This is a genomic window from Streptomyces sp. NBRC 110611 (assembly GCF_001590865.1).
Taxonomy (GTDB): Bacteria; Actinomycetota; Actinomycetes; order Streptomycetales; family Streptomycetaceae; genus Streptomyces.
Map to the genome: position 1 here is coordinate 495,281 of NZ_BBUY01000005.1, position 19,618 is coordinate 514,898.

The window sequence follows — 19,618 nt, forward strand, 5'->3', positions numbered from 1 at the left end:
CAGATTTCACATCCGGTCATGAGGTCACGAAGGCACGAAGGAAGGCCTCAACAGCCTCAACGGGGAAGACGACAACAACGGGGAAGGGCTCAAAGGGGGACGAGCCGTGGTACGCGCGGAGCGCGCCGAGCGCATCCTCACGGCGGCAGCGGACCTGCTGCTCGCCTGGGGGTACCGGCGGGTGACGATCGACGAGATCGCCCATCGCGCCAAGGTCGGCAAGGGAACGGTCTATCTGCACTGGAAAACCAAGGAATCACTGTTCCTGGGCGTGCTGATCAAGGAACAACTCCAGAGTCACTACAGCCAGTTGGAGATGATGCGGAACGACCCGCTGGAGATCCTGCCCAGTCGGCGGGCCGGCGGTCTCTTCCGTGAGTTCCTGGGCCGGCCCGTGCTGCGCGCCCTGTACACCGACGACTCCGACCTCCTCGGCCGGCTCAACGACACCGCGAAGAAGGAGTTCGCGCACCTGATGGCCGAGGGCGACCGCATCACCGGCTGCCAATTCGAAGTGCTGCGCGAGCACGGCCTGTTGCGCGACGACGCGGACATCCGCCACCAGCAGTACTCCCTGATGGCGATCATCACCGGCTTCTTCACCGCGGAGGGCCTGCTCGCGGAGCGCGCCCCGGACACCCCGGAAGTACGGGCCGATCTGCTCGCTCGCACAGTGCACAGCGCACTGGAGACCTCGGTCCCCGATTCCGTACGTGCCGACGCGGCGGCCGCGGCCGCGCCTGAAGTCATCGCTCTCTACGAGCACTTGGCCGAACTCAGCGCACAGGAGATGAGCCGCCAGCTCCGCGGCTGAGCGAAACCGACGGGCTCCGGCCAGGCAGGCCCCTGGCCACACCCGGCCGGAGCCCCACAGCGCCACCCGAGTCCCACCCCTGGCGCCATCCCGGTTCCACCCCCTATTTCCACCCCTGGTTCCACCCCGAGCCCCATCCCCGACTCTCTCTGTCACCCACTCCCAACCGGAGGAGGACGCACGATGTCGGCACCACCCTCGCCGCTCACCGAGCACGTCGGGAAACACCCGGACGAGCCCAACGTCATGGACCCGTCGTTGCTGAACGACCCGGTCACCGGCTACGGCAAACTGCGCGAGCAGGGCCCGGTCGTCCGCGGACGGTTCTTCGACGACGCACCCGTGTGGTTCGTGACCCGCTTCGAGGAGGTCCGCCAGGTCCTGCGCGACCCGCGGTTCGTGAACGACCCACTGACGCCGGCCCTGGACCGCGCGCCTGAGGACACCCCGGTGCTCCGCTTCATGGAGCAGTTGGGCCTCCCCGAGCACCTCCGCCCGTACCTGACCGGGTCGATCCTCAACAAAGACGCCCTCGACCACACCCGGCTCCGCCGCCTCGTCTCCCGCGCCTTCACCGCACGGAAGATCACCGACCTGCGGCCGCGCGTCGAGCAGATAACCGACGAGCTGCTGGCCCGGCTTCCCGAGCATGCCGAGGACGGCGTCGTCGACCTGATCCAGCACTTCGCCTACCCGCTGCCGATCACGGTCATCTGCGAACTGGTCGGCATCGCCGAGGAGGACCGCCCGCAGTGGCGGAAGTGGGGCTCCGCCCTGGTCTCCCTGGAGCCGGACCGGCTCAGCACCACGTTCCCCGAGATGATCGACCACATCCACGAGCTGATCCGGGAGCGGCGCGACAGCCTCACCGACGACCTGCTCAGCGAGCTGATCCGGACCCATGACGACGACGGTAGCCGGCTGAGCGACGTCGAGATGGTCACCATGGTCCTCACGCTGATTCTGGCCGGCCATGAGACCACCGCCCACCTCATAGGCAACGGCACACTGGCTCTGCTCACCCACCCCGACCAGCTGCGCCTCCTCAAGGACGACCCGGCCCTGATGCCGCGCGCCGTCCACGAGCTGATGCGCTGGTGCGGACCGGTGCAGATGGCCCAGCTGCGCTACGCCACCGAGGACGTCGAGATCGCCGGCACCATGATCCGCAAGGGCGACAACGTCGTGCCCATCCTGGTCGCGGCGAACTTCGACCCCCGCCACTACACCGACCCGGAACGCCTCGACCTGACCCGGCACCCCGCCGGGCGCGCCGAGAACCATGTCGGTTTCGGCCACGGCGCGCACTACTGTCTGGGCGCCAGCCTCGCCCGGCAGGAGGGCGAGGTCGCTTTCAGCCGACTGTTCGCCCGCTACCCCGACGTCTCCCTGGGCGTCGCACCCGAAAATCTGGAACGGCCGGCACTGCCGGGCAACTCGCGCCTGTCGTCCCTGCCACTACGGCTGAACTGACCGCTGAACTGACCACTGAGCACACCGCTGAACAGACCGCTGAGCAGAGCGCTGAGCAGAGCGCCCAACGGAGCGAACGGAGCACTGAAAGGAGCTCGCAGTGCTGTGGTGGCATCCGCACAGCTGCCACCACAGCACTCGGTCACCCAGCGGTCACTCAGGACTCGGTGCCCCAGGACTCGGTCACTCGGGCCGGCTCGCCCGCAACGAGTACATCAGCGGGATTCTCGGCCGATCGCCCGGAAAGCGGTAGTAGCCGTCGCCATCGCGCCGCAGCACACCGAACCGCTGGAACATCGTCATGTCGTGCTCGTGCAGGAAATCGATGCGCAGACCGGCCCCGGCCAGCGCGGAGACGACATCACCGAGCGGATGCTGCCACTCGACGCTGCCGTTGTTGACCGTCGGCGCGTCGAAGTCCGTGTACGTGCCGGGCGTATCGCCGACCCAGGCGTCCCGGCTGAAGTAGTCGTGGACGACGCGCGTCCCGGTCTCGTCGTCCAGGGCATCGGTCAGCGGATGGAATTCGGCGAGGTACAGAAAGCCGCCGGGCGCGACGAGCGAGGCGGCGGTATCGGCCCAGCGCTCGAGGTCCGGGAGCCAGTTCAGCGCCCCGAGACCGGTGTAGACGATGTCGTACGCGCCGTCCGGGACGGCCTCGGCGGCGTCGTACACATCGGCGGCGACGAACGCCGCCCGGTCCGGACCGTAGCCGAGCTCGGCGGCCAGTTCACGTGCGGTCTCGATGGCTCGTTCGGAGAAATCCAGGCCGACGACGCGGGCGGCGCCGCGGTGGGCCCACGACAGGGTGTCCTGGCCGAAGTGGCACTGGAGGTGGAGCAGGGACCGGCCGGTGACCTCGCCAACCTCCGCGACCTCGAAGTCACGGATCACGTCCCGGGCCCGGCGGAATCCGTCCTGGTCATAAAAATCGCTGGCGGTGTGGATGGCGACGCGCTCGTCCCACCTGGCGCGATTCGTCTCCCGCCAGTCGTCGGGACCGGTGTGTCCTCGCATACGGCGAAGTTATCCACAGACTGGGGACCCTCGCCAACGCTTTTCCCGCGCCGGCCGCAGAATGGGCCCATGACTGACGAGACGACCGCCGGCCCCGACCACCGCTCCACCGACCCGACCGCCCCGACGACTGCCCCCGCCCGCTCCTCCGGCGTGGCGACGGGCCCGGGCATGCCCGACTGGGAGAAGCGCTTCCGCGCACCGCGGATCGGCCTGCCGGAGTGGGCCGAGGACGCCCCGGCCCGCTCCCTGTTCGTCTCGAACGCCACCGGCACCTTCGAGCTGTACGCCTGGGACCGCGAAACGGGCGGACAGCGGCAGATCACAGACCGGCCGAACGGCACGACGGACGGGACACTGTCCCCCGACGGCGAGTGGATCTGGTGGTTCTCGGACACCGACGGTGACGAGTTCGGCGTCTGGATGCGCCAGCCCTTCGCGGGCGGCCCGGACGAGCCCGCCGCCCCGGGCCTCGCCCCCTCCTACCCGGGCGGCCTGGCGATCAGCCGGGACGGCACGTCGGTCATCGGCCGCTCCACCGACGAGGACGGCTCGACGGTGCACCTCGTCCGCCCGGGACAGCAGCCTGTGGAGATCTACCGCCACCGCGAGTCCGCAGGCGTCGGTGACCTCTCGTACGACGGCTCGCTGATCGCCATCGATCACACCGAGCACGGCGACGCGATGCACTCCGCGATCCGCGTCGTCCGCCCCGACGGCTCCACGGTCGCGGAGCTGGACGACACCAAGGGCGGGACGGAGGAGCTGGGCCTGGCGGTGATGGGCTTCGCTCCCGTGGACGGTGACTCCCGGATTCTGGTGGGACACCAGCGCCGCGGTCGCTGGGAACCGATGATCTGGGACCCGCTGACCGGTGTGGAGACACCGCTGGAGATCGACCTTCCCGGCGATGTGGGCGCCGACTGGTATCCGGACGGCTCGGCCCTGCTGGTGGAGCACGAGTACCAGGCACGCACCGAACTGTGGCGTTACGAGCTGGACGGTGCTGACGGCCCCGCCCTCGTCCGGGTCGACACCCCGGCCGGCACGGTCTCGGGCGCGACGGCCCGGCCGGACGGAACCGTCGAGTTCCTCTGGTCGTCGGCCGCCCAGCCCCCGGAGGTGCGCTCGACGAACGGCACGGTCGTCCTGGACCCGCCCGGTGGGAAAGCCCCCGGCTCGGTACCGGTGCGGGACGCCTGGGTGGACGGCCCCGGCGGCCGGATCCACGCCCTGGTCCAGCAGCCGGCGGGCGACGGGCCCTTCCCCACCCTCTTCGACGTGCACGGCGGGCCGACCCACCACGACAGCGACGTCTTCGCCTCGTCACCGGCCGCCTGGGTGGACCACGGCTTCGCCGTCATCCGCGTCAACTACCGCGGCTCGACCGGCTACGGCCGGGCCTGGACGGATGCGCTCAAGCACCGCGTCGGCCTGATCGAGCTGGAGGACATCGCCGCGGTGCGGGAGTGGGCGGTCGAGTCCGGTCTCGCGGACCCCGAGCGGCTGGTGCTGGCGGGCGGCTCCTGGGGCGGCTATCTGACGCTGCTCGGGCTCGGCACGCAGCCGGACGCCTGGGCGCTGGGCCTGGCCGCGGTCCCGGTCGCCGACTACGTCACGGCATACAACGACGAGATGGAAGCGCTGAAGGCGATGGACCGCACCCTGCTGGGCGGCACTCCTGAGGAGGTGCCCGAGCGGTTCGAAGCCTCCTCCCCCCTGACGTACGTGGACGCCGTACGGGCACCGGTCTACATCTCCGCCGGCGTCAACGACCCCCGCTGCCCGATCCAGCAGGTCGAGAACTACGTCAAGCGCCTGGAGGACCGCGGCCACCCCCACGAGGTCTACCGCTACGACGCCGGCCACGGCTCCCTCGTCGTGGAGGAGCGCATCAAGCAGCTCCGCCTGGAACTCGACTTCGTCCAGCGCCACCTCCACATACCGGCAGCGAACCAGCAGAGCTGAACCAGCACAGCCGAGGAACCGCAGGCAGTCCGGCAGCCGGCGGCCGGGAGTCCTGGATGCCGGGCGGCTGCCTGCGCTCCTGGAGACCAGGAAATGCAGGCAGCCTGGCCCGGGCCAGGAGGTCGGAGTCAGGCAGTCACGCAGTCAGGCGGCGGCGTGGTGTGCCAGGGCTGCGTGCGGGTCCGTGCCATCGCTGGTGTGGTCCGTGTGGACGGTCGCGGCGGTGAGCCGGGGGACCGCGTGGATGAGGGCGTGTTCGGCGGCGACGGCGAGCACATGGGCCTCCACCACGGTCAGCTCCGCGTCGACGACGATGTCGGCCTCGGCACGCAGGGTATGGCCTATCCAGCGCATACGGACCTGCCCGACGCCGCGGACACCGTCCACCGCGCGCAAAGCGGCCTCGGCCGCGTCGACGAGCTGAGGATCGACCGAGTCCATCAGACGCCGGTAGACCTCGCGGGCGGCGTCCCGCAGAACCATCAGGATGACGACGGTGATCAGCAGACCGACGAGCGGGTCGGCCAGGCGCCAGCCGAGCACCGTACCGCCCGCACTGAGAAGAACGGCGAGGGAGGTGAACCCATCGGTACGGGCATGCAGGCCGTCGGCGACCAACGCCGCGGAGCCGATCCTGCGGCCCGCGCGGATGCGGTAACGGGCCACCCACTCGTTACCGATGAACCCGGCCACCGCGGCCATGGCCACGGCCCACAGGTGGCTGACGTCCCGAGGGTGCAGCAACCGATCGACGGCCTCGTAGGCGGCCAGGAAGGAGGAGGCGGCGATGGTCAGCACGATGGCGATACCCGCGAGGTCCTCGGCTCGGCCGTAGCCGTAGGTGTAGCGGCGGTTGGCCACCCGCCGGCCGAGGACGAAGGCGATGCCGAGCGGAACGGCGGTCAGGGCGTCGGCAAGGTTGTGGATCGTGTCACCGAGCAGCGCCACTGACCCGGACAGCACCACGATCACCGCCTGGACCACACCGGTCAGCCCGAGGACGCCGAGCGACAGCCACAACGCCCGCATCCCGGCCCGCGAGCTCTCCATCGCCACATCGACCTTGTCCAGGCCCGCGTGACCATGCGGCGTCACCACATGCCAGACCCAACGAACCCAGTGTCCGAAACGGCGCGGCTCGTGGTGTGGCTCATGGTGCGGCTCATGCAGGTGGTCATGACCGCGCGCGGACGGTTCGTGCACCTGGTCACGACCGTGCGGGCATGGGGCATCGCCTGCCATAGGACCACCGTGGCACGCCGACCCGATTGCAGCCACCACGCTCGTACACAGCAAGACCAGGTGCGACACCGCGGCAGTGCGGCGGTGCAGTGCTGCGGCGCGTCGCAGCGGTGCCGCGGTGCGGTGCAGCGGTGCTGCGGTGCGGTGCTGCGGTGCAGTGCTGGCGGTGTGGTGCTGCGGTGCTGCATCGGTGTCGCACTGCAAACAGGGGGTGGGGTGGGGCGGGGGCGGGGGGAGGCCCCCCGGAGGCGGGGCTGCCGCCTCCGGGTTTCGGCGGTGCTATGCCTCGCGCGTATCGTCCAGCGGCGCGATGCCCAGTGCCGCGTCCTTGGCGGCTTCGGTTTCGCGGCGGAAGAGGCGGAACCACATGAAGACCACAAAACCGGCGAAGACGAACCATTCGCCGGTGTAGCCGAGGTTCTGGAATGCCTTGAGGTCCAGACCGCTGCCCTCGGCGGCGACCGGGGGGACGGCGCGCAGTGGGGGCTGGGCGTCGGTGAGGGTGATCCAGGCGTCATAGACGTCGTACGGCACGACGTTGACCAGCGACGCCGCACTGATCATGCCGAGCTGCCCCTGCGGCAGCCCCCCGGCCGCATGGACGCCGTCGGTGCCCTGGTTCTCGGAGGCCTGCAGCGCCCCGGTGACCGTCACCTCGCCCTTGGGCGGCGCGGGCACCTTCGCCGTATCGGGCGTCGCATCGGCGTCGCCGGGCAGCCAGCCGCGTACGACCGGAAGGGCCTTGCCGCTGTCCGTACGCAGCAGGGTGAGGACGTAGAAGCCCTCCCGCTCACCGCGCCCGTCCTTCAAGGTGCGGGCCGGTACGAGCAGTTGGTGTCCGGTGTCGTAGTGCCCGCGGGCACTGGCCTGACGCCCGGAGGTGACCTTGTCGACGGGCAACAGGCTGTCGAGGGGCCGGGGGGCCGCGGCCTTGGCCTGGGCGGAGCGGTCCGTCTGCTGCTGGTGGCTGTCGACCCGGTCCTCGAAGCGGCCCAGCTGCCAGCTGCCCATGAAGATGCAGAAGGGAATCGCCAGTACGGCGAAGACGTTGATCCCCCACCACCGCGGGGTCAGCAGGAACCGGTACACACCACCAACGGTACGGGGCCAGGTACGGCGCCCCTATGGCGGGTCCGCACCGCACCCCACCGGGAGCACGGGTTCCCGACCGGCCGGCAGCCGCCGGCGTGAAGCCGGACGCTACTCGGTCGGCAGTGCCGTCGTGCGGTAAACCGTTCCGGCGCAGGCATCGTTGATCTTGGCGTCCGCCGCGGCAGGCTCGCCGGCCTCGGGCGTATGGCTGAGAACGATCCCGCCGGACGTGGCCCCGCCCGCCTCGGCACCCGTGTCGCCGCCCGCCTGGCCGCTGCCCTGGTCGGGCGGCGGGGCCCCGGCTCCGCTGTCCGCGGACTGCTCCGGGCTCTTGGACGGCTGGGGCGTCGGCGAGGGCTTCGGAGCGACGCATCCCGTGGGCCCGCCACCGGCCTCCGGGATCCAGGCGAACTGGACCTCGTACGCCTCACCCGGCTTGAGAACCAGCTGGCCAGGAGTGGCGGCCGGATCGGGCAGTCCGGTCGCGTCGTCACCCGAGGTGTGGTCGACGACATGGATGCGGTCGACGTTCGTGCTGCCCTGTGCCACCACGCCGACGGCGCCGCCGCCCTCGACGGAGCAGGCCGCATTGGAGACGTTGAGCACCCGGAACGAGCCGTAGACGCGGCCCGAGGAGTCCGCCGGCCGGACCGTGCTGCTGCCGTGCCCGAGCTGGTCGCGGCTGCAGACCGGCGAGGCGATCTCCATGGTGTTGTCCGGCGCGGGGGAGCCACCGACACCGGGCACGGCCTCTGCCCCTGCGCTCTGGCCCGGGCTGTGCTGCTCGGTCTCCTTGCCCTTCTCCGGGTGCTTGGTGTCGCCGGGCTTGGCGGGGCCCGTGCCGGGCTTCGGCCGCGGACCGGCCTGCTCGGTGCCCTCGCCATGTCCGCCGTCGGTGCCGGCGTGCGCCCGCTGACTGCTCGCGGTGTTGGCGGAACGGTCCGTGGAGCCGCCCGTATTCGCCGCCACGTGGACCATGGCGGGGATGGACGTGCCGCCGAACAGCAGCGCGGCCGCCGCGCCGACGACGACATGCCGACGGCGCTGCCGACGGGCGGGCACGGCGCGGTGCAGCCGTTCCAGTGCGTCGGGGGACGGCTCGAGGTCGCGGACGCGGGCCTGCAGCAGCTGCCTCAGCTCGTCCTCGCCGCCGACATCACCGCCGAAGCCGCCGGTGGGACGGCCACGGCCGGTGCGGTCGCCGCCGTTGCCGTCGCCCTCGTGGTCGCACTCGTCGCCGTCGTACTCGTCGTGGTCGTACCCGTCGTGCGCATCGTGCTCGTACGCGTCGCGATCACACGCGTCGCCATCAGACGCGTCGCAGCCACGCGCGCCGTCCGACATCGGGAGCGGGTCGTACCGACCGGCCCTCTGACCGCCCGTGCCGCTCATGCCACTCATATCGCCCGTGCCGCCTGTGCCGCCCGTGCCGCTCATGCCGGAGCCTCCATCGCGACACGGAGCGCCGCGATCCCCCGCGACCCGTACGCCTTGACCGAACCGAGCGATATGCCCAGCGTCTCAGCGACCTGCGCCTCGGTCATATCGGCGAAGTAGCGCAGCACCAGCACCTCACGCTGCCGGCGCTGCAGCCCGCGCATCGCCTTGATCAGCTGATCGCGCTCCAGCAGGTCGTACGCGCCCTCCTCGGCACTCGCCATGTCGGGCATCGGCTTCGAGAGCAGCTTGAGCCCGAGGATGCGGCGCCGCAGCGCGGAGCGCGAGAGGTTGACGACGGTCTGCCGGAGGTAGGCGAGGGTCTTTTCGGGGTCGCGGACGCGTCCGCGCGCGGAGTGCACACGGATGAAGGCCTCCTGGACGACGTCCTCACAGGAGGCGGTGTCGTCGAGGAGCAGTGCGGCGAGGCCGAGCAGGGAGCGGTAGTGCGCGCGGTAGGTCTCGGTGAGGTGGTCGACTGTGGTGCCCGCTGCCATCGCGTCGTCAGTGTCCCCACGCTGAGAAGGAAGCTGCGCGGGGCGCGTGGCGGACCAGGGGGCGATCACTGGCATGCCCCCGGGTGCACGGGGCGGCTGCGGGCACACCGCTGCGCCGGCTGCGCCCACCGGGGCGATCGTGAATCCGAGTACCTCTGCCACGCCTGTTGGACACGCTTCCCCCCATAAGGGTTGTACGCGCAAGGCACCGCTTGCGGCGATGCGTTAAACGCCCTCATGCGTACCAGCTCTTCCTGAATGCCCTATTCATCCCGACACGCTTGCCCACGACACCCGAGGGCTTGCGATCGGCCCGCGGACATTCCGAGCCACCCCGAGGGGCGGCCACAAAGACGCTCCCCGCCCGACTGCCGGTTGCAGCGCAACGGGGGGCGAATGGTCGAACAGAACGTCATCCCAGATCAAGACGTATTAGTCGGCAACTCGCTTACAGGATCTTCACACATCCTGCAACATACCTCCCAGGAGGTATCCCCGCGACGCCCCCTCACACCAAGCCGCTACGCGACGCCCTCTCACACCAAACCGCTCCTCGATGCGCCCTCACACCGAGCCGCGCTCCCCTACCCCCACATCCCCCTACCCCCACATCTCCGCCGCCACCAGCTCACCGATCTGCGCCGCATTCAAGGCCGCCCCCTTGCGCAGGTTGTCCCCGCACACGAACAGCTGCAGCACCCGCGGATCGTCCATCGAGCGCCGCACCCGCCCGACCCACGTCGGATCGGTCCCGACCACATCGGACGGCGTGGGGAACTCCCCGTCCGCCGGGGCGTCACACAGCACCACCCCCGGCGCCGCCGCCAGGATCTCGTGTGCGCCGCCGACCGTGACCTCGTTCTCGAAGCGTGCGTGCACGGCCATCGAGTGAGTGGTGAGCACCGGCACCCGTACGCAGGTCGCGGTGACCGGGAGGTCCGGCAGTCCCAGGATCTTGCGGGACTCGTGGCGGATCCCGAGCTCCTCCGAGGACCAGCCGTCCTCCTGGAGCGAGCCGGCCCAGGGCACCACGTTCAGCGCGATCGGTGCCGGGAACGGCCCCAGCGTGTCCCCGACGGCCCGCCGTATGTCACCGGGCGTCGCCCCCAGCTCCGTACCGCACACCGCGGACAGCTGTGCGCGCAAGGTGTCCACACCGGCCTTCCCCTCCGCGGAGACGGCCTGGTACGAGGAGACGATCAGCTCGCTCAGCCCGTACTCGGCGTGCAGCGCACCCAGCGCGACGATCATCGACGCCGTGGCGCAGGTGGGGTTGGCGATGATGCCGCGCGGACGCACCCGCGCGGCATGGGCGTTGACCTCGGGAATGACCAGCGGCACATCCGGATCCATCCGGAAAGCGTCCGAATTGTCCACGACCACCGCGCCCTTGGAGACCGCCACCGGCGCCCACTGCGCGGAGACCTCGTCCGGCACGTCGAACATCACGACGTCGATCCCGTCGAAGGCCGCCTCGCTCAGCGCGACGACCTCGACCTGCTCCCCGCGGACGGTCAGCTTGCGGCCGGCCGAACGCGGGGAAGCGATCAGCCGGATCTCGCCCCAGATGTCGGCGCGCTCGGACAGGATGCCGAGCAGCACCGTGCCGACGGCACCAGTGGCACCGACGACGGCGAGCTGCGGCTTCCGGGCCGTACGGGCGTCCGCCCCCGCCGTGTCAGCGAGGGACGGACGGCCCGCCTCGGCCGGAATCATCGTCCGGTGCCGCCATAGACCACGGCTTCGTCGCTCTCCGAGTCGAGACCGAAGGCGGTGTGCACGGCGCGCACGGCCTCGTTGACGTCATCGGCGCGGGTCACGACCGAGATACGGATCTCGGAGGTCGAGATGAGCTCGATGTTCACGCCGGCGTTCGACAGCGCCTCGAAGAACGTCGCGGTGACGCCCGGATTGGTCTTCATCCCCGCGCCGACCAGGGAGATCTTGGCGATCTGGTCGTCGTAGCGCAGCGAGTCGAAGCCGACCACCGCACGAGTCTTCTCCAGAGCCGCCACGGCCTTGCGGCCCTCGCTCTTCGGCAGCGTGAAGGAGATATCGGTCAGACCGGTCGACGCGGACGACACGTTCTGCACGACCATGTCGATGTTCGCGTCGGAGTCGGCGATCGCACGGAAGATGAGCGCGGCCTCGCCCGGCTTGTCCGGGACTCCGACGACCGTGACCTTCGCCTCGGAGGTGTCGTGTGCGACGCCCGAGATGATTGCCTGCTCCATCGGCTGGTCCCCTTGCGGTTCGTTGCTGACCCAGGTGCCCGGCAGGCCCGAGAAGGACGAGCGGACGTGGATCGGGATGTTGTAACGGCGTGCGTACTCGACGCAGCGGTGCAGCAGCACCTTGGAACCGGAGCTGGCGAGCTCCAGCATGTCCTCGAAGGAGATCCAGTCGATCTTCCGGGCCTTCTTCACGACCCGCGGGTCGGCGGTGAAGACGCCGTCCACATCGGTGTAGATCTCACAGACGTCGGCGTCGAGGGCGGCGGCCAGCGCCACCGCGGTGGTGTCCGAGCCACCGCGCCCCAGCGTCGTGATGTCCTTCTTGTCCTGGGACACACCCTGGAAACCGGCGACGATGGCGATATTGCCCTCGTCGACCGAGGCCTGAATACGGCCCGGCGTGACGTCGATGATCCGCGCCTTGTTATGCGCGGAGTCGGTGATCACACCGGCCTGGCTGCCGGTGAAGGACTGCGCCTCGTGACCGAGGTTTTTGATCGCCATCGCCAGCAGGGCCATGGAGATCCGCTCTCCGGCGGTCAGCAGCATGTCGAACTCGCGCCCCGACGGGATCGGGGACACTTCCTGCGCGAGATCGATCAGCTCGTCCGTCGTGTCGCCCATCGCCGAGACCACCACGACAACCTGGTTGCCGTTCTTCTTGGCCTCGACGATTCGCTTGGCGACGCGCTTGATGCCCTCGGCATCCGCAACGGATGAGCCGCCGTACTTCTGCACGACAAGGCCCACGTGCGCTCCTCGCAACTGTCTCTTCGGGAGATTTCTCCCGGACCCCCGGATATGGGGGTACTGCGGTCGGCTCAGTCTATCGAGCGGCCGGAACTAGCCCTCCGGGTATCGCATGGTGAGACAAGCGCTCACCACGCGGAATCGGCGGGAGGCACCCTGCGCGCCCCGCCCCGCTCAGTGTCGCCCCTGCCCGTTCCAGACCCCAGCACACGGAAACGTAAGCCAGCTCACAGCGCCGCTGTCGTGCCCCCTGGTTGCCCGTCGCTCCTCAAGGCACCAGGCTGCCAGGCCGGGATTCCGCCGTCTGGGGCACGTCCGGTTCCGTAAGCTTGCTCGTCTGCGAACAGTACGGGACAGCTCACCAGGATGGAGTGGCACATCGTGGACGAGCGATTGCACGAGCTGGCTAAGAATTCACCCAACTTCGGCCTCCTGCTACCACTCCAGCCGCTCCTGGCGATCTACGGTGCCCAAGCCGAGGCGAGCGTCTTCGCCAACCCCAACGCCTCCCTCATCCAGTCCGGCCAGTTCGGCGAGGTCCTGGCAGAGGAGCTGGTCAGCCGCATCGGACTGCGCGTCGGCGGTACTCACCAGGTCGACCGGCTGAGGGCACTCACCGACGCCGGGGTCCTCATCCCCGAGACCCGCGGCTACTTCGACCAGATCCGGCTGGACCGCAACCGCGCCGCCCACCACCTTTTCGACACCACCCTCGCCCTCGCGGCCGTCCGCACCTGCTACAAGCTGGGCATCTGGTTCCACGACGCGATCACCGACAGGCGCACGGTCGCCGAGTTCGTGCCGCCCACCGAGCCGGAAGCCGCGGCCCAGGTCACCGACCCGGCCGAGCTCGCCGAGCTCCGCAAAGCCCTGGACGGCCACCGCAAGGCCCTCACCGAGGCCCGGACGCGGCTCACTGAATACAAGGACCGGTTCGAGGCCGAGCAGCGGGCCCGCATTGAGGCCCAGAACCTGATCAACAACGCCGCCGCCGTCAAGGCGGACGCTACCCGGATCGAACTGCTGACCCCCGAGGTCGACGCACTGCGCACCGCCCAGCGCACCGCGTACGAAACCGCCCGCACCTCCCCCCGCCGCATCGACGAGGCCGCCCGCGACGCCATCGTCCACCGCGCCCAGCGCCCCGCCCCGCTCAACGAGATCCAGGCCCGCGAAACGATCGACGCGATGCTGCGCGCCGCCGGCTGGGTCGTCCAGGACCGCGACCAGGTCAACCCGGACGCCGACCAGGGTGTCGCGGTCCGTGAATTCACCGTCGCCACCGGTCGCGCCGACTACGTGCTGTACGTGGACGGCAAGATCGTCGGCGTGATCGAGGCCAAGCGGGAAGGCGATCACCTCAGCAGCGCCCTCATCCAGAACGACCGCTACGCAGCCGGGGTCCTCAAAGAGCACAGCCTGGCCGTCTGGCGCCGGGAAGAACCCTTCGCCTTCCGTTACGCCACCACGGGCGCCGAGACGTACTTCCTCAACCGCCTCGACCCCTACGCCCGCTCCCGCGAGGTCTTCACCTTCCACCGCCCTGAGACCGTCGCCCGGTGGATGGACCAGGCCGACACCACCCCGGACGCCCCCACCTGGCGCGCCGCCCTGCGCCGCATCCCGGACCTGGAACCCAACGGGCTACGGCTCGCGCAGATCAGCGCGATCACCGGCCTGGAGGCCTCCCTGGCCCAGGATCTGCCCCACGCGCTGATCCAGATGGCCACCGGCGCCGGCAAGACCTACACGGCGGTCGCCCAGTCGTACCGCCTGCTGAAGTACGCGGATGCCCGCCGCGTCCTCTTCCTCGTCGACCGCAACAACCTCAGCCGCCAGACGGTCGACGAGTTCGAGCGCTTCACCGCCCCCGACGACGGGCGGAAGCTCAAGGACCTCTACAACATCGACCGCCTCGGCGCAGCCGGTCTCCAGGAGACGTCATCGGTGGTCGTCTCGACCATCCAGAAGATGTACCGGCTGCTCTCCGGCGAGCAGCTCACCGACGACGACACGGCCGACGACGCCGCCGACAACACCTCGTACTCCTTCGACGAGGACAGCTACGAGACCTCCCTGCCCATCGAGGTCCGCTACAACCCCGACGTGCCGATCGAGTCCTTCGACCTGATCATCGTCGACGAGTGCCACCGCTCCATCTACGGCAAGTGGCGCGGCGTCCTGGAGTACTTCGACGCGCACATCGTCGGCCTCACCGCCACACCGACCCTGCAGACCCTGGGGTTCTTCCAGCGCAACCTGGTCTCGGAGTACACCCAGGCGCAGGCCGTCGCCGACGGCGTCAACGTCGACTTCGACCTGGTACGGCTCAACACCGACCTCCGCGAGAACGGCGGCGCCACCATAGAGTCCGGCATCACCGTCAAGATCCGGGACCGCAAGACGCGGCGCCAGCGCTACCAGGAACTCGACGACGACTACAGCTACACCACCCGGCAGATCGGCCGCTCCGTGGTGACCGTGGACGAGATCCGCGCCGTCCTGACCACGTACAAGAACAACTGGAAGCGCTGGTTCCCCGACCGCGCCGAGATCCCCAAAACTCTGATCTTCGCGGTCGGCGAGAACCACGCGGAGGACGTGCTCGCCCAGGTCAAGGAGGTCTTCGGGCGCGGCGACGAATTCGCCAAGAAGATCACCTACAAGAGCCGCCAGCAAGGCGAGAACCCCGACGACCTCATCCGGGACCTGCGCAACTCTGCGCAGCTCCGCGTCGCCGTCACCGTCGACATGATCGCAACGGGTACGGACGTACGAGCCCTGGAGTGCGTCATCTTCCTGCGCGACGTGCGCAGCGCGGTCCTCTTCGAGCAGATGAAGGGCCGCGGCGCCCGCACCATCGACGCCACCGAACTGCGCGAGGTCACCCCCGACGCCGCCGCCACGGTGCGCAAGGACCGCTTTCTCCTGATCGACCCCGTCGGCGTCACCGACTCCCCCCGCCTCGACGCCCGCCCGCTGGCCCCGCCCGAGGGCGACCGCCGGCTCTCCCTGTCCCAGCTCCTCGACAAGACCGGTACGAAGACGATCGACGCCGGCGAGGCGGAGGTCCTGGCCGGCCGACTCGCCCGACTGAACCAGCAGCTCACCGAGAAGGAGAGGGAGCTCCTCACGTCCGCCGCGGACGGCCGGAGCCTGTCAGAGATCGCCAGCGGGATCATGCGGGCCGCCGACCCCGACTGCCAGGAGCGCCTGACGGACGAGGAAGGCCCGGCAGCCGCGCGGAAGGCGATCGAGAGCGCGATCGCCCCGCTGACCGGCAGCCCGCAGCTGCGCCGCCAGATCCTGGACCTCCGCCGGGACAAGGACTACGTGATTGACGAGTTCACGTCCGTGACGGTGACGGACATCAAGGAGACCTCGCGCGAGGAACGTGCGGAGGGGCACATCGCCGCCTGGCGCCGACTCCTGGAGGACGAGCGGGACCAGCTCGCGGCGGTGTCCATCGCCATGAACAGCCCGCACAAGGTCTCGCCCACAGAGGCGTACGCATCCTTGAAGGAGCTGGCCGCCCGCATCGAGCGCCCCCAGTACGCCTGGACACCGCACATCCTGTGGGGCTACTACGAGGACCTGGGCAAGGCCACCGCCCGCCCGGGCAAGGAGGCGGGCGTCCCGGACCTGATCTCGCTGATCCGCTACGAACTCGGCGTGGACGAGGAACTGAAGCCCTATCGGACGGCGGTCGAGGAACGCTTCGAGGCGTGGCTGCTACGGCAGCGGCAGGCGGGGGCAGAATTCACGGACGGGCAGTTGCGGTGGCTGGAGGCCATACGCGATGCGGTCGTGAGCGCCGTGGGGATCACCGGAGACGAGTTCCAGCGCGAACCGCTGCGCGGGCTTGGCGGTGGACGCGGGTTCCGAAGGGCGTTTGAAGGCCGCGATGTGCGGGTGCTGTTGGATGAGCTGAATCGAGAACTGGCGTGAGCGAGAAGGAACTTCCTGAAGGGTGGACTCAGACAAGGCTGGGAGCGGTCTGCGAACCTGTCGACAAAGTCGGCCGCGAAGGGATCCAGACAGAGCGCTTTCGGTACATCGACATCAGCTCAGTAGACAGCGAAACCAAGCAGATTAGGGCCAAATGGGTGGACGCAGTCAGCGCCCCTGGCCGGGCTCGCCAGGTCGTGCGCACTGGGGATACCGTTTACTCCACCGTGCGCCCTTACCTCCGCAAGATCGCTCACGTTTCCCCCACGCTGGACAAGCAAATCGCCTCCACTGGATTCGCTGTTATCCGCCCTAATCTCCATGTGGAATCGCGCTACCTTTTTTACGCTGTCCAGCACCGTGACTTCGAAAAGCAGGTTCTTCCAAAGCAGCGGGGAGTCAGCTATCCGGCGGTCAGGGATGCCGATGTCTTCGAAGCCCTGCTCCCGCTGCCGCCAGCGGCAGAGCAGCGACGGATCGTCGAAGCGCTCGAAGAGCACCTCTCGCACCTCGACGCTGCAGCGGGCACCCTCGCGATGAACCGTCGACGCGTCATCAGCCTCCAAAAGTCCCTTCTGCTGTCGCTCATCCCAGAACAGGTCCCGGAATCCTGGGAACTGACCACCGTCGGCTCCGCAGGCACCATCGACCTTGGCAGGCAACGCCACCCCGACTGGCACCACGGTCCGGAAATACGCCCGTACCTGCGCGTCGCCAACGTCTTCGAAGATCGCATCGACACCTCCGATGTCATGGAGATGGACTTCTCAGGCGTCTTCGACAGATACAAGCTCCGGCCTGGCGACGTCCTACTGAACGAGGGCCAGAGCCCTCACCTCGTAGGCAGGCCCGCGCTGTACCGCGGCGTCCCCGAGAACGTCGCGTTCACCAATAGCCTGCTGCGCTTCCGCGCCCGGCCCGGCGTGCTGCCTGAATGGGCACTGCTGGTATTCCGGCGCCATCTCCACGCTCGGCGCTTTATGCAAGAGGTGCGCATTACCACCAACATCGCGCATCTATCGGCCAAGCGCCTCAAGGCCGTCGAGTTCCCGATCCCGCCAATGGCCGAGCAAAAGAAGCTGGTTCAGCTCTGCGAGGAGCGAATGGCCTCACTCGACACGCTGGATCGCGAGCTCGAAAAGGCCGAGCTGCGGTCACGGCACCTCCGTCAGGCCCTGCTGAGCCACGCCTTCGCCGGGCGGCTCGTTCCTCAGGACCCCGACGACGAACCCGCCTCCGAGCTGCTCGCGCGTATTCAGGCCGAGCGGGCCACGCGCGCCGCGCAGGCGAAGCCCAAGCGGGCGCGGCGGGCCGTACCGAGGGCTCGAAGCAGCGCGGGGCCGGCGACCGCGGCCGAAGCGCCGCCGCCCGAGCCGTCCGCCACCCCCCTCCCCCGCGCAGCCGTCCAACAGACCTTCGAGGTATTCGACCAGTGACCACCCCCGACGCCACCGCCGCAGAGAACGCCACCGCCCAGGCGCATTCCCAGACCAACACCCTTGTCGCCAAGCTCTGGAACTACTGCAACGTCCTGCGCGACAACGGCCTGTCCACCATCGAATACGTCGAGCAGCTCTCCTACCTCCTCTTCCTGAAGATGGCGGACGAGCTGTCGGACGACCCCTTCAATCCGAAGTCCATCGTCCCCGAGGGCTTCGACTGGCCGTCGCTCGCCTCCAAGAAGGGCGCCGCCCTCGAAGTCCATTACCGCAACATCCTCCAGGAGCTCGCCGCCAAGCCCGGCACCACCCTCGGCACCATCTTCGCCAAGGCCCAGAACCGCATCACCGAGCCCGCCCTCCTCGAAAAGCTCGTCGTCGACCTGATCGGCAATCAGGATTGGACGATCGACGGCACGGACCTCAAGGGCGACGCCTACGAAGGTCTGCTCGCCAAGGGGGCGGAGGACACCAAGACCGGGGCCGGGCAGTACTTCACCCCGCGCCCGCTGATCGATGCCATCGTCGACGTCGTCCAGCCGCGCCCCGACGACACCATCGCCGACCCGGCCTGCGGCACCGGCGGCTTCCTCATCGCCGCCCACAGCTACATCCGCAAGCACCACATGCGGGATCTGTCACATGAGCAGCGGATCGCGCTCAGCGAGGGCAAGGGCATGATCTTCGGCAACGAGCTGGTCACCGGCACCGCCCGGCTCGCTGCGATGAACATGCTGCTGCACGGCATCGGCGACAGCGACGGCCCCAGCCTCATCGACGTCGGCGACGCGCTCGCCGAGAAGCCCAAGCGGCACGCGTCCCTGGTGCTGGCCAACCCGCCCTTCGGCCGCAAGTCCGCGATCACTGTCATCGGCACCGACGGCACGGCGGAAAAGGAGGAGATCTCCTACGCCCGCGACGACTTCCGCGCCACCACCACCAACAAGCAGCTGAACTTCCTCCAGCACATCATGTCGCTACTGGCCATCGACGGCCATGCCGCGGTCGTCCTGCCCGACAACGTGCTCTTCGAGGGCGGCGCCGGGGAGAAGATCCGCACCCGGCTCCTCCAGGACTTCGATCTCCACACGATGCTGCGCCTGCCCACCGGCATCTTCTACGCGGGCGGCGTCAAGGCGAACGTCCTGTTCTTCGACAAGAAGACCCCGCGCGCGGACGGCAGGCCGCACACCAGCAAGCTGTGGGTCTACGACTTCCGCACCGGCCTGCACTTCACCCTCAAGCAGCGCCAGTTGCGCCGCGCCGACCTGGAGGAGTTCGTCCAGGCGTACAAGCCGGGCGAGCCGCTCGACGAGCGCGTGGAGTCCGAGCGTTTCAAGGCGTTCGACTACGACACGCTGATCGCCCGCGACAAGGTCAACCTCGACATCAGCTGGATGAAGGACCCGGCCCTTGAGGACGCTGACAGCCTGCTGGCGCCCGAGGTCATCGCCCAGGAGATCGTCCAGGACCTCCAGGCCGCGCTCGACGACTTCAAGGCGATCGCCCTCGCCCTGGGCGGCGAGGTGACGGACGAGGGCCCTGCCGCCGAGCTGACGCCCTGACCGCTGGCGATCGGCCCGGCGGGCAGGGGCAATCAGGACAACTTTCCGTCACATAGCCGTCGCACCGCTTGCCCTTCCGCGTGTCCCGCGCAAGTCTTGATCATCCGGCCCACGGGGGCGCATCACGGGACAGGGGAGGGTC

At 69.2% G+C, this 19,618-nt stretch carries 13 protein-coding genes; 6 read left to right on the forward strand and 7 right to left on the reverse strand.

Features of this window, described 5'->3' with window-relative positions; genetic code table 11:
• Positions 1–106 precede the first annotated feature (106 nt).
• Positions 107–814: a TetR/AcrR family transcriptional regulator gene (locus AZE13_RS15385; protein ID WP_066931292.1), complete on the forward strand. Its 708-nt coding sequence runs from the start codon at positions 107–109 to the stop codon at positions 812–814.
• Between the two features lie 183 nt (positions 815–997).
• Positions 998–2,287 (forward strand): cytochrome P450 family protein, encoded by a 1,290-nt coding sequence (locus AZE13_RS15390; protein ID WP_066931293.1) that lies wholly within the window; start codon positions 998–1,000, stop codon positions 2,285–2,287.
• Between the two features lie 183 nt (positions 2,288–2,470).
• Here the strand turns inward: AZE13_RS15390 and AZE13_RS15395 are convergent, their stop codons facing one another.
• On the reverse strand, positions 2,471–3,304 hold the full coding sequence (locus tag AZE13_RS15395) for a class I SAM-dependent methyltransferase (RefSeq protein ID WP_066931295.1): 834 nt from the start codon (positions 3,302–3,304) through the stop codon (positions 2,471–2,473).
• Positions 3,305–3,475: 171 nt separating this feature from the next.
• Here AZE13_RS15395 and AZE13_RS15400 point away from each other — a divergent pair, with 171 nt between their 5' ends.
• Positions 3,476–5,272 (forward strand): prolyl oligopeptidase family serine peptidase, encoded by a 1,797-nt coding sequence (locus AZE13_RS15400; RefSeq protein ID WP_066931467.1) that lies wholly within the window; start codon positions 3,476–3,478, stop codon positions 5,270–5,272.
• 144 nt (positions 5,273–5,416) lie between these two features.
• Here the strand turns inward: AZE13_RS15400 and AZE13_RS15405 are convergent, their stop codons facing one another.
• The 6 genes from AZE13_RS15405 to AZE13_RS15430 all read right to left on the reverse strand — a co-directional run bounded on the left by AZE13_RS15405 (position 5,417) and on the right by AZE13_RS15430 (position 12,524).
• Positions 5,417–6,514 carry a cation diffusion facilitator family transporter gene (locus AZE13_RS15405; protein WP_079124011.1) on the reverse strand — a complete coding sequence of 366 codons (1,098 nt, stop codon included), beginning with the start codon at positions 6,512–6,514 and terminating at the stop codon, positions 5,417–5,419.
• A 279-nt stretch (positions 6,515–6,793) separates the two neighbouring features.
• A complete protein-coding gene (locus AZE13_RS15410; RefSeq protein ID WP_066931299.1) occupies positions 6,794–7,603 on the reverse strand; it encodes an SURF1 family protein in 810 nt (269 codons plus the stop codon).
• A 111-nt stretch (positions 7,604–7,714) separates the two neighbouring features.
• The gene (locus tag AZE13_RS15415) at positions 7,715–9,043 is read right to left on the reverse strand and encodes a hypothetical protein (RefSeq protein ID WP_258527805.1); all 1,329 of its coding nucleotides are present in this window, start codon (positions 9,041–9,043) and stop codon (positions 7,715–7,717) included.
• A complete protein-coding gene (locus tag AZE13_RS15420) occupies positions 9,040–9,702 on the reverse strand; it encodes a SigE family RNA polymerase sigma factor (protein WP_398780150.1) in 663 nt (220 codons plus the stop codon). The genes AZE13_RS15415 and AZE13_RS15420 overlap by 4 nt, the downstream gene beginning before the upstream one ends.
• A 438-nt stretch (positions 9,703–10,140) precedes the next feature.
• The gene (locus tag AZE13_RS15425) at positions 10,141–11,256 is read right to left on the reverse strand and encodes an aspartate-semialdehyde dehydrogenase (protein ID WP_066931303.1); all 1,116 of its coding nucleotides are present in this window, start codon (positions 11,254–11,256) and stop codon (positions 10,141–10,143) included.
• Entirely contained in the window at positions 11,253–12,524 is a 1,272-nt protein-coding gene (locus AZE13_RS15430; RefSeq protein WP_066931305.1) for an aspartate kinase, read from the reverse strand. Before AZE13_RS15430 ends, AZE13_RS15425 begins: the two co-directional genes overlap by 4 nt.
• Before the next feature lie 381 nt (positions 12,525–12,905).
• Between AZE13_RS15430 and AZE13_RS15435 the strand changes: the two genes are divergently transcribed.
• Genes AZE13_RS15435 through AZE13_RS15445 form a run of 3 tightly spaced genes read left to right on the forward strand, consistent with a single transcriptional unit; the run spans position 12,906 to position 19,476 of the window.
• Positions 12,906–16,472: a DEAD/DEAH box helicase family protein gene (locus tag AZE13_RS15435; protein WP_066931471.1), complete on the forward strand. Its 3,567-nt coding sequence runs from the start codon at positions 12,906–12,908 to the stop codon at positions 16,470–16,472.
• The gene (locus AZE13_RS15440) at positions 16,469–17,908 is read left to right on the forward strand and encodes a restriction endonuclease subunit S (RefSeq protein WP_066931307.1); all 1,440 of its coding nucleotides are present in this window, start codon (positions 16,469–16,471) and stop codon (positions 17,906–17,908) included. The genes AZE13_RS15435 and AZE13_RS15440 overlap by 4 nt, the downstream gene beginning before the upstream one ends.
• Complete coding sequence (locus AZE13_RS15445) at positions 17,905–19,476, forward strand: class I SAM-dependent DNA methyltransferase (protein WP_066931309.1); 1,572 nt, start codon at positions 17,905–17,907, stop codon at positions 19,474–19,476. Before AZE13_RS15440 ends, AZE13_RS15445 begins: the two co-directional genes overlap by 4 nt.
• The last annotated feature ends 142 nt before the right edge of the window (positions 19,477–19,618 follow it).

Excerpts from the sequence above, each read along its gene's own strand:
- AZE13_RS15390 (WP_066931293.1), top strand. The coding sequence starts at position 998 with ATGTCGGCACCACCCTCGCCGCTCACCGAGCACGTCGGGAAACACCCG.
- AZE13_RS15395 (WP_066931295.1), bottom strand. The coding sequence starts at position 3,304 with ATGCGAGGACACACCGGTCCCGACGACTGGCGGGAGACGAATCGCGCC.
- AZE13_RS15400 (WP_066931467.1), top strand. The coding sequence starts at position 3,476 with ATGCCCGACTGGGAGAAGCGCTTCCGCGCACCGCGGATCGGCCTGCCG.
- AZE13_RS15405 (WP_079124011.1), bottom strand. The coding sequence starts at position 6,514 with ATGGCAGGCGATGCCCCATGCCCGCACGGTCGTGACCAGGTGCACGAA.
- AZE13_RS15415 (WP_258527805.1), bottom strand. The coding sequence starts at position 9,043 with ATGAGCGGCACGGGCGGCACAGGCGGCACGGGCGATATGAGTGGCATG.
- AZE13_RS15425 (WP_066931303.1), bottom strand. The coding sequence starts at position 11,256 with ATGATTCCGGCCGAGGCGGGCCGTCCGTCCCTCGCTGACACGGCGGGG.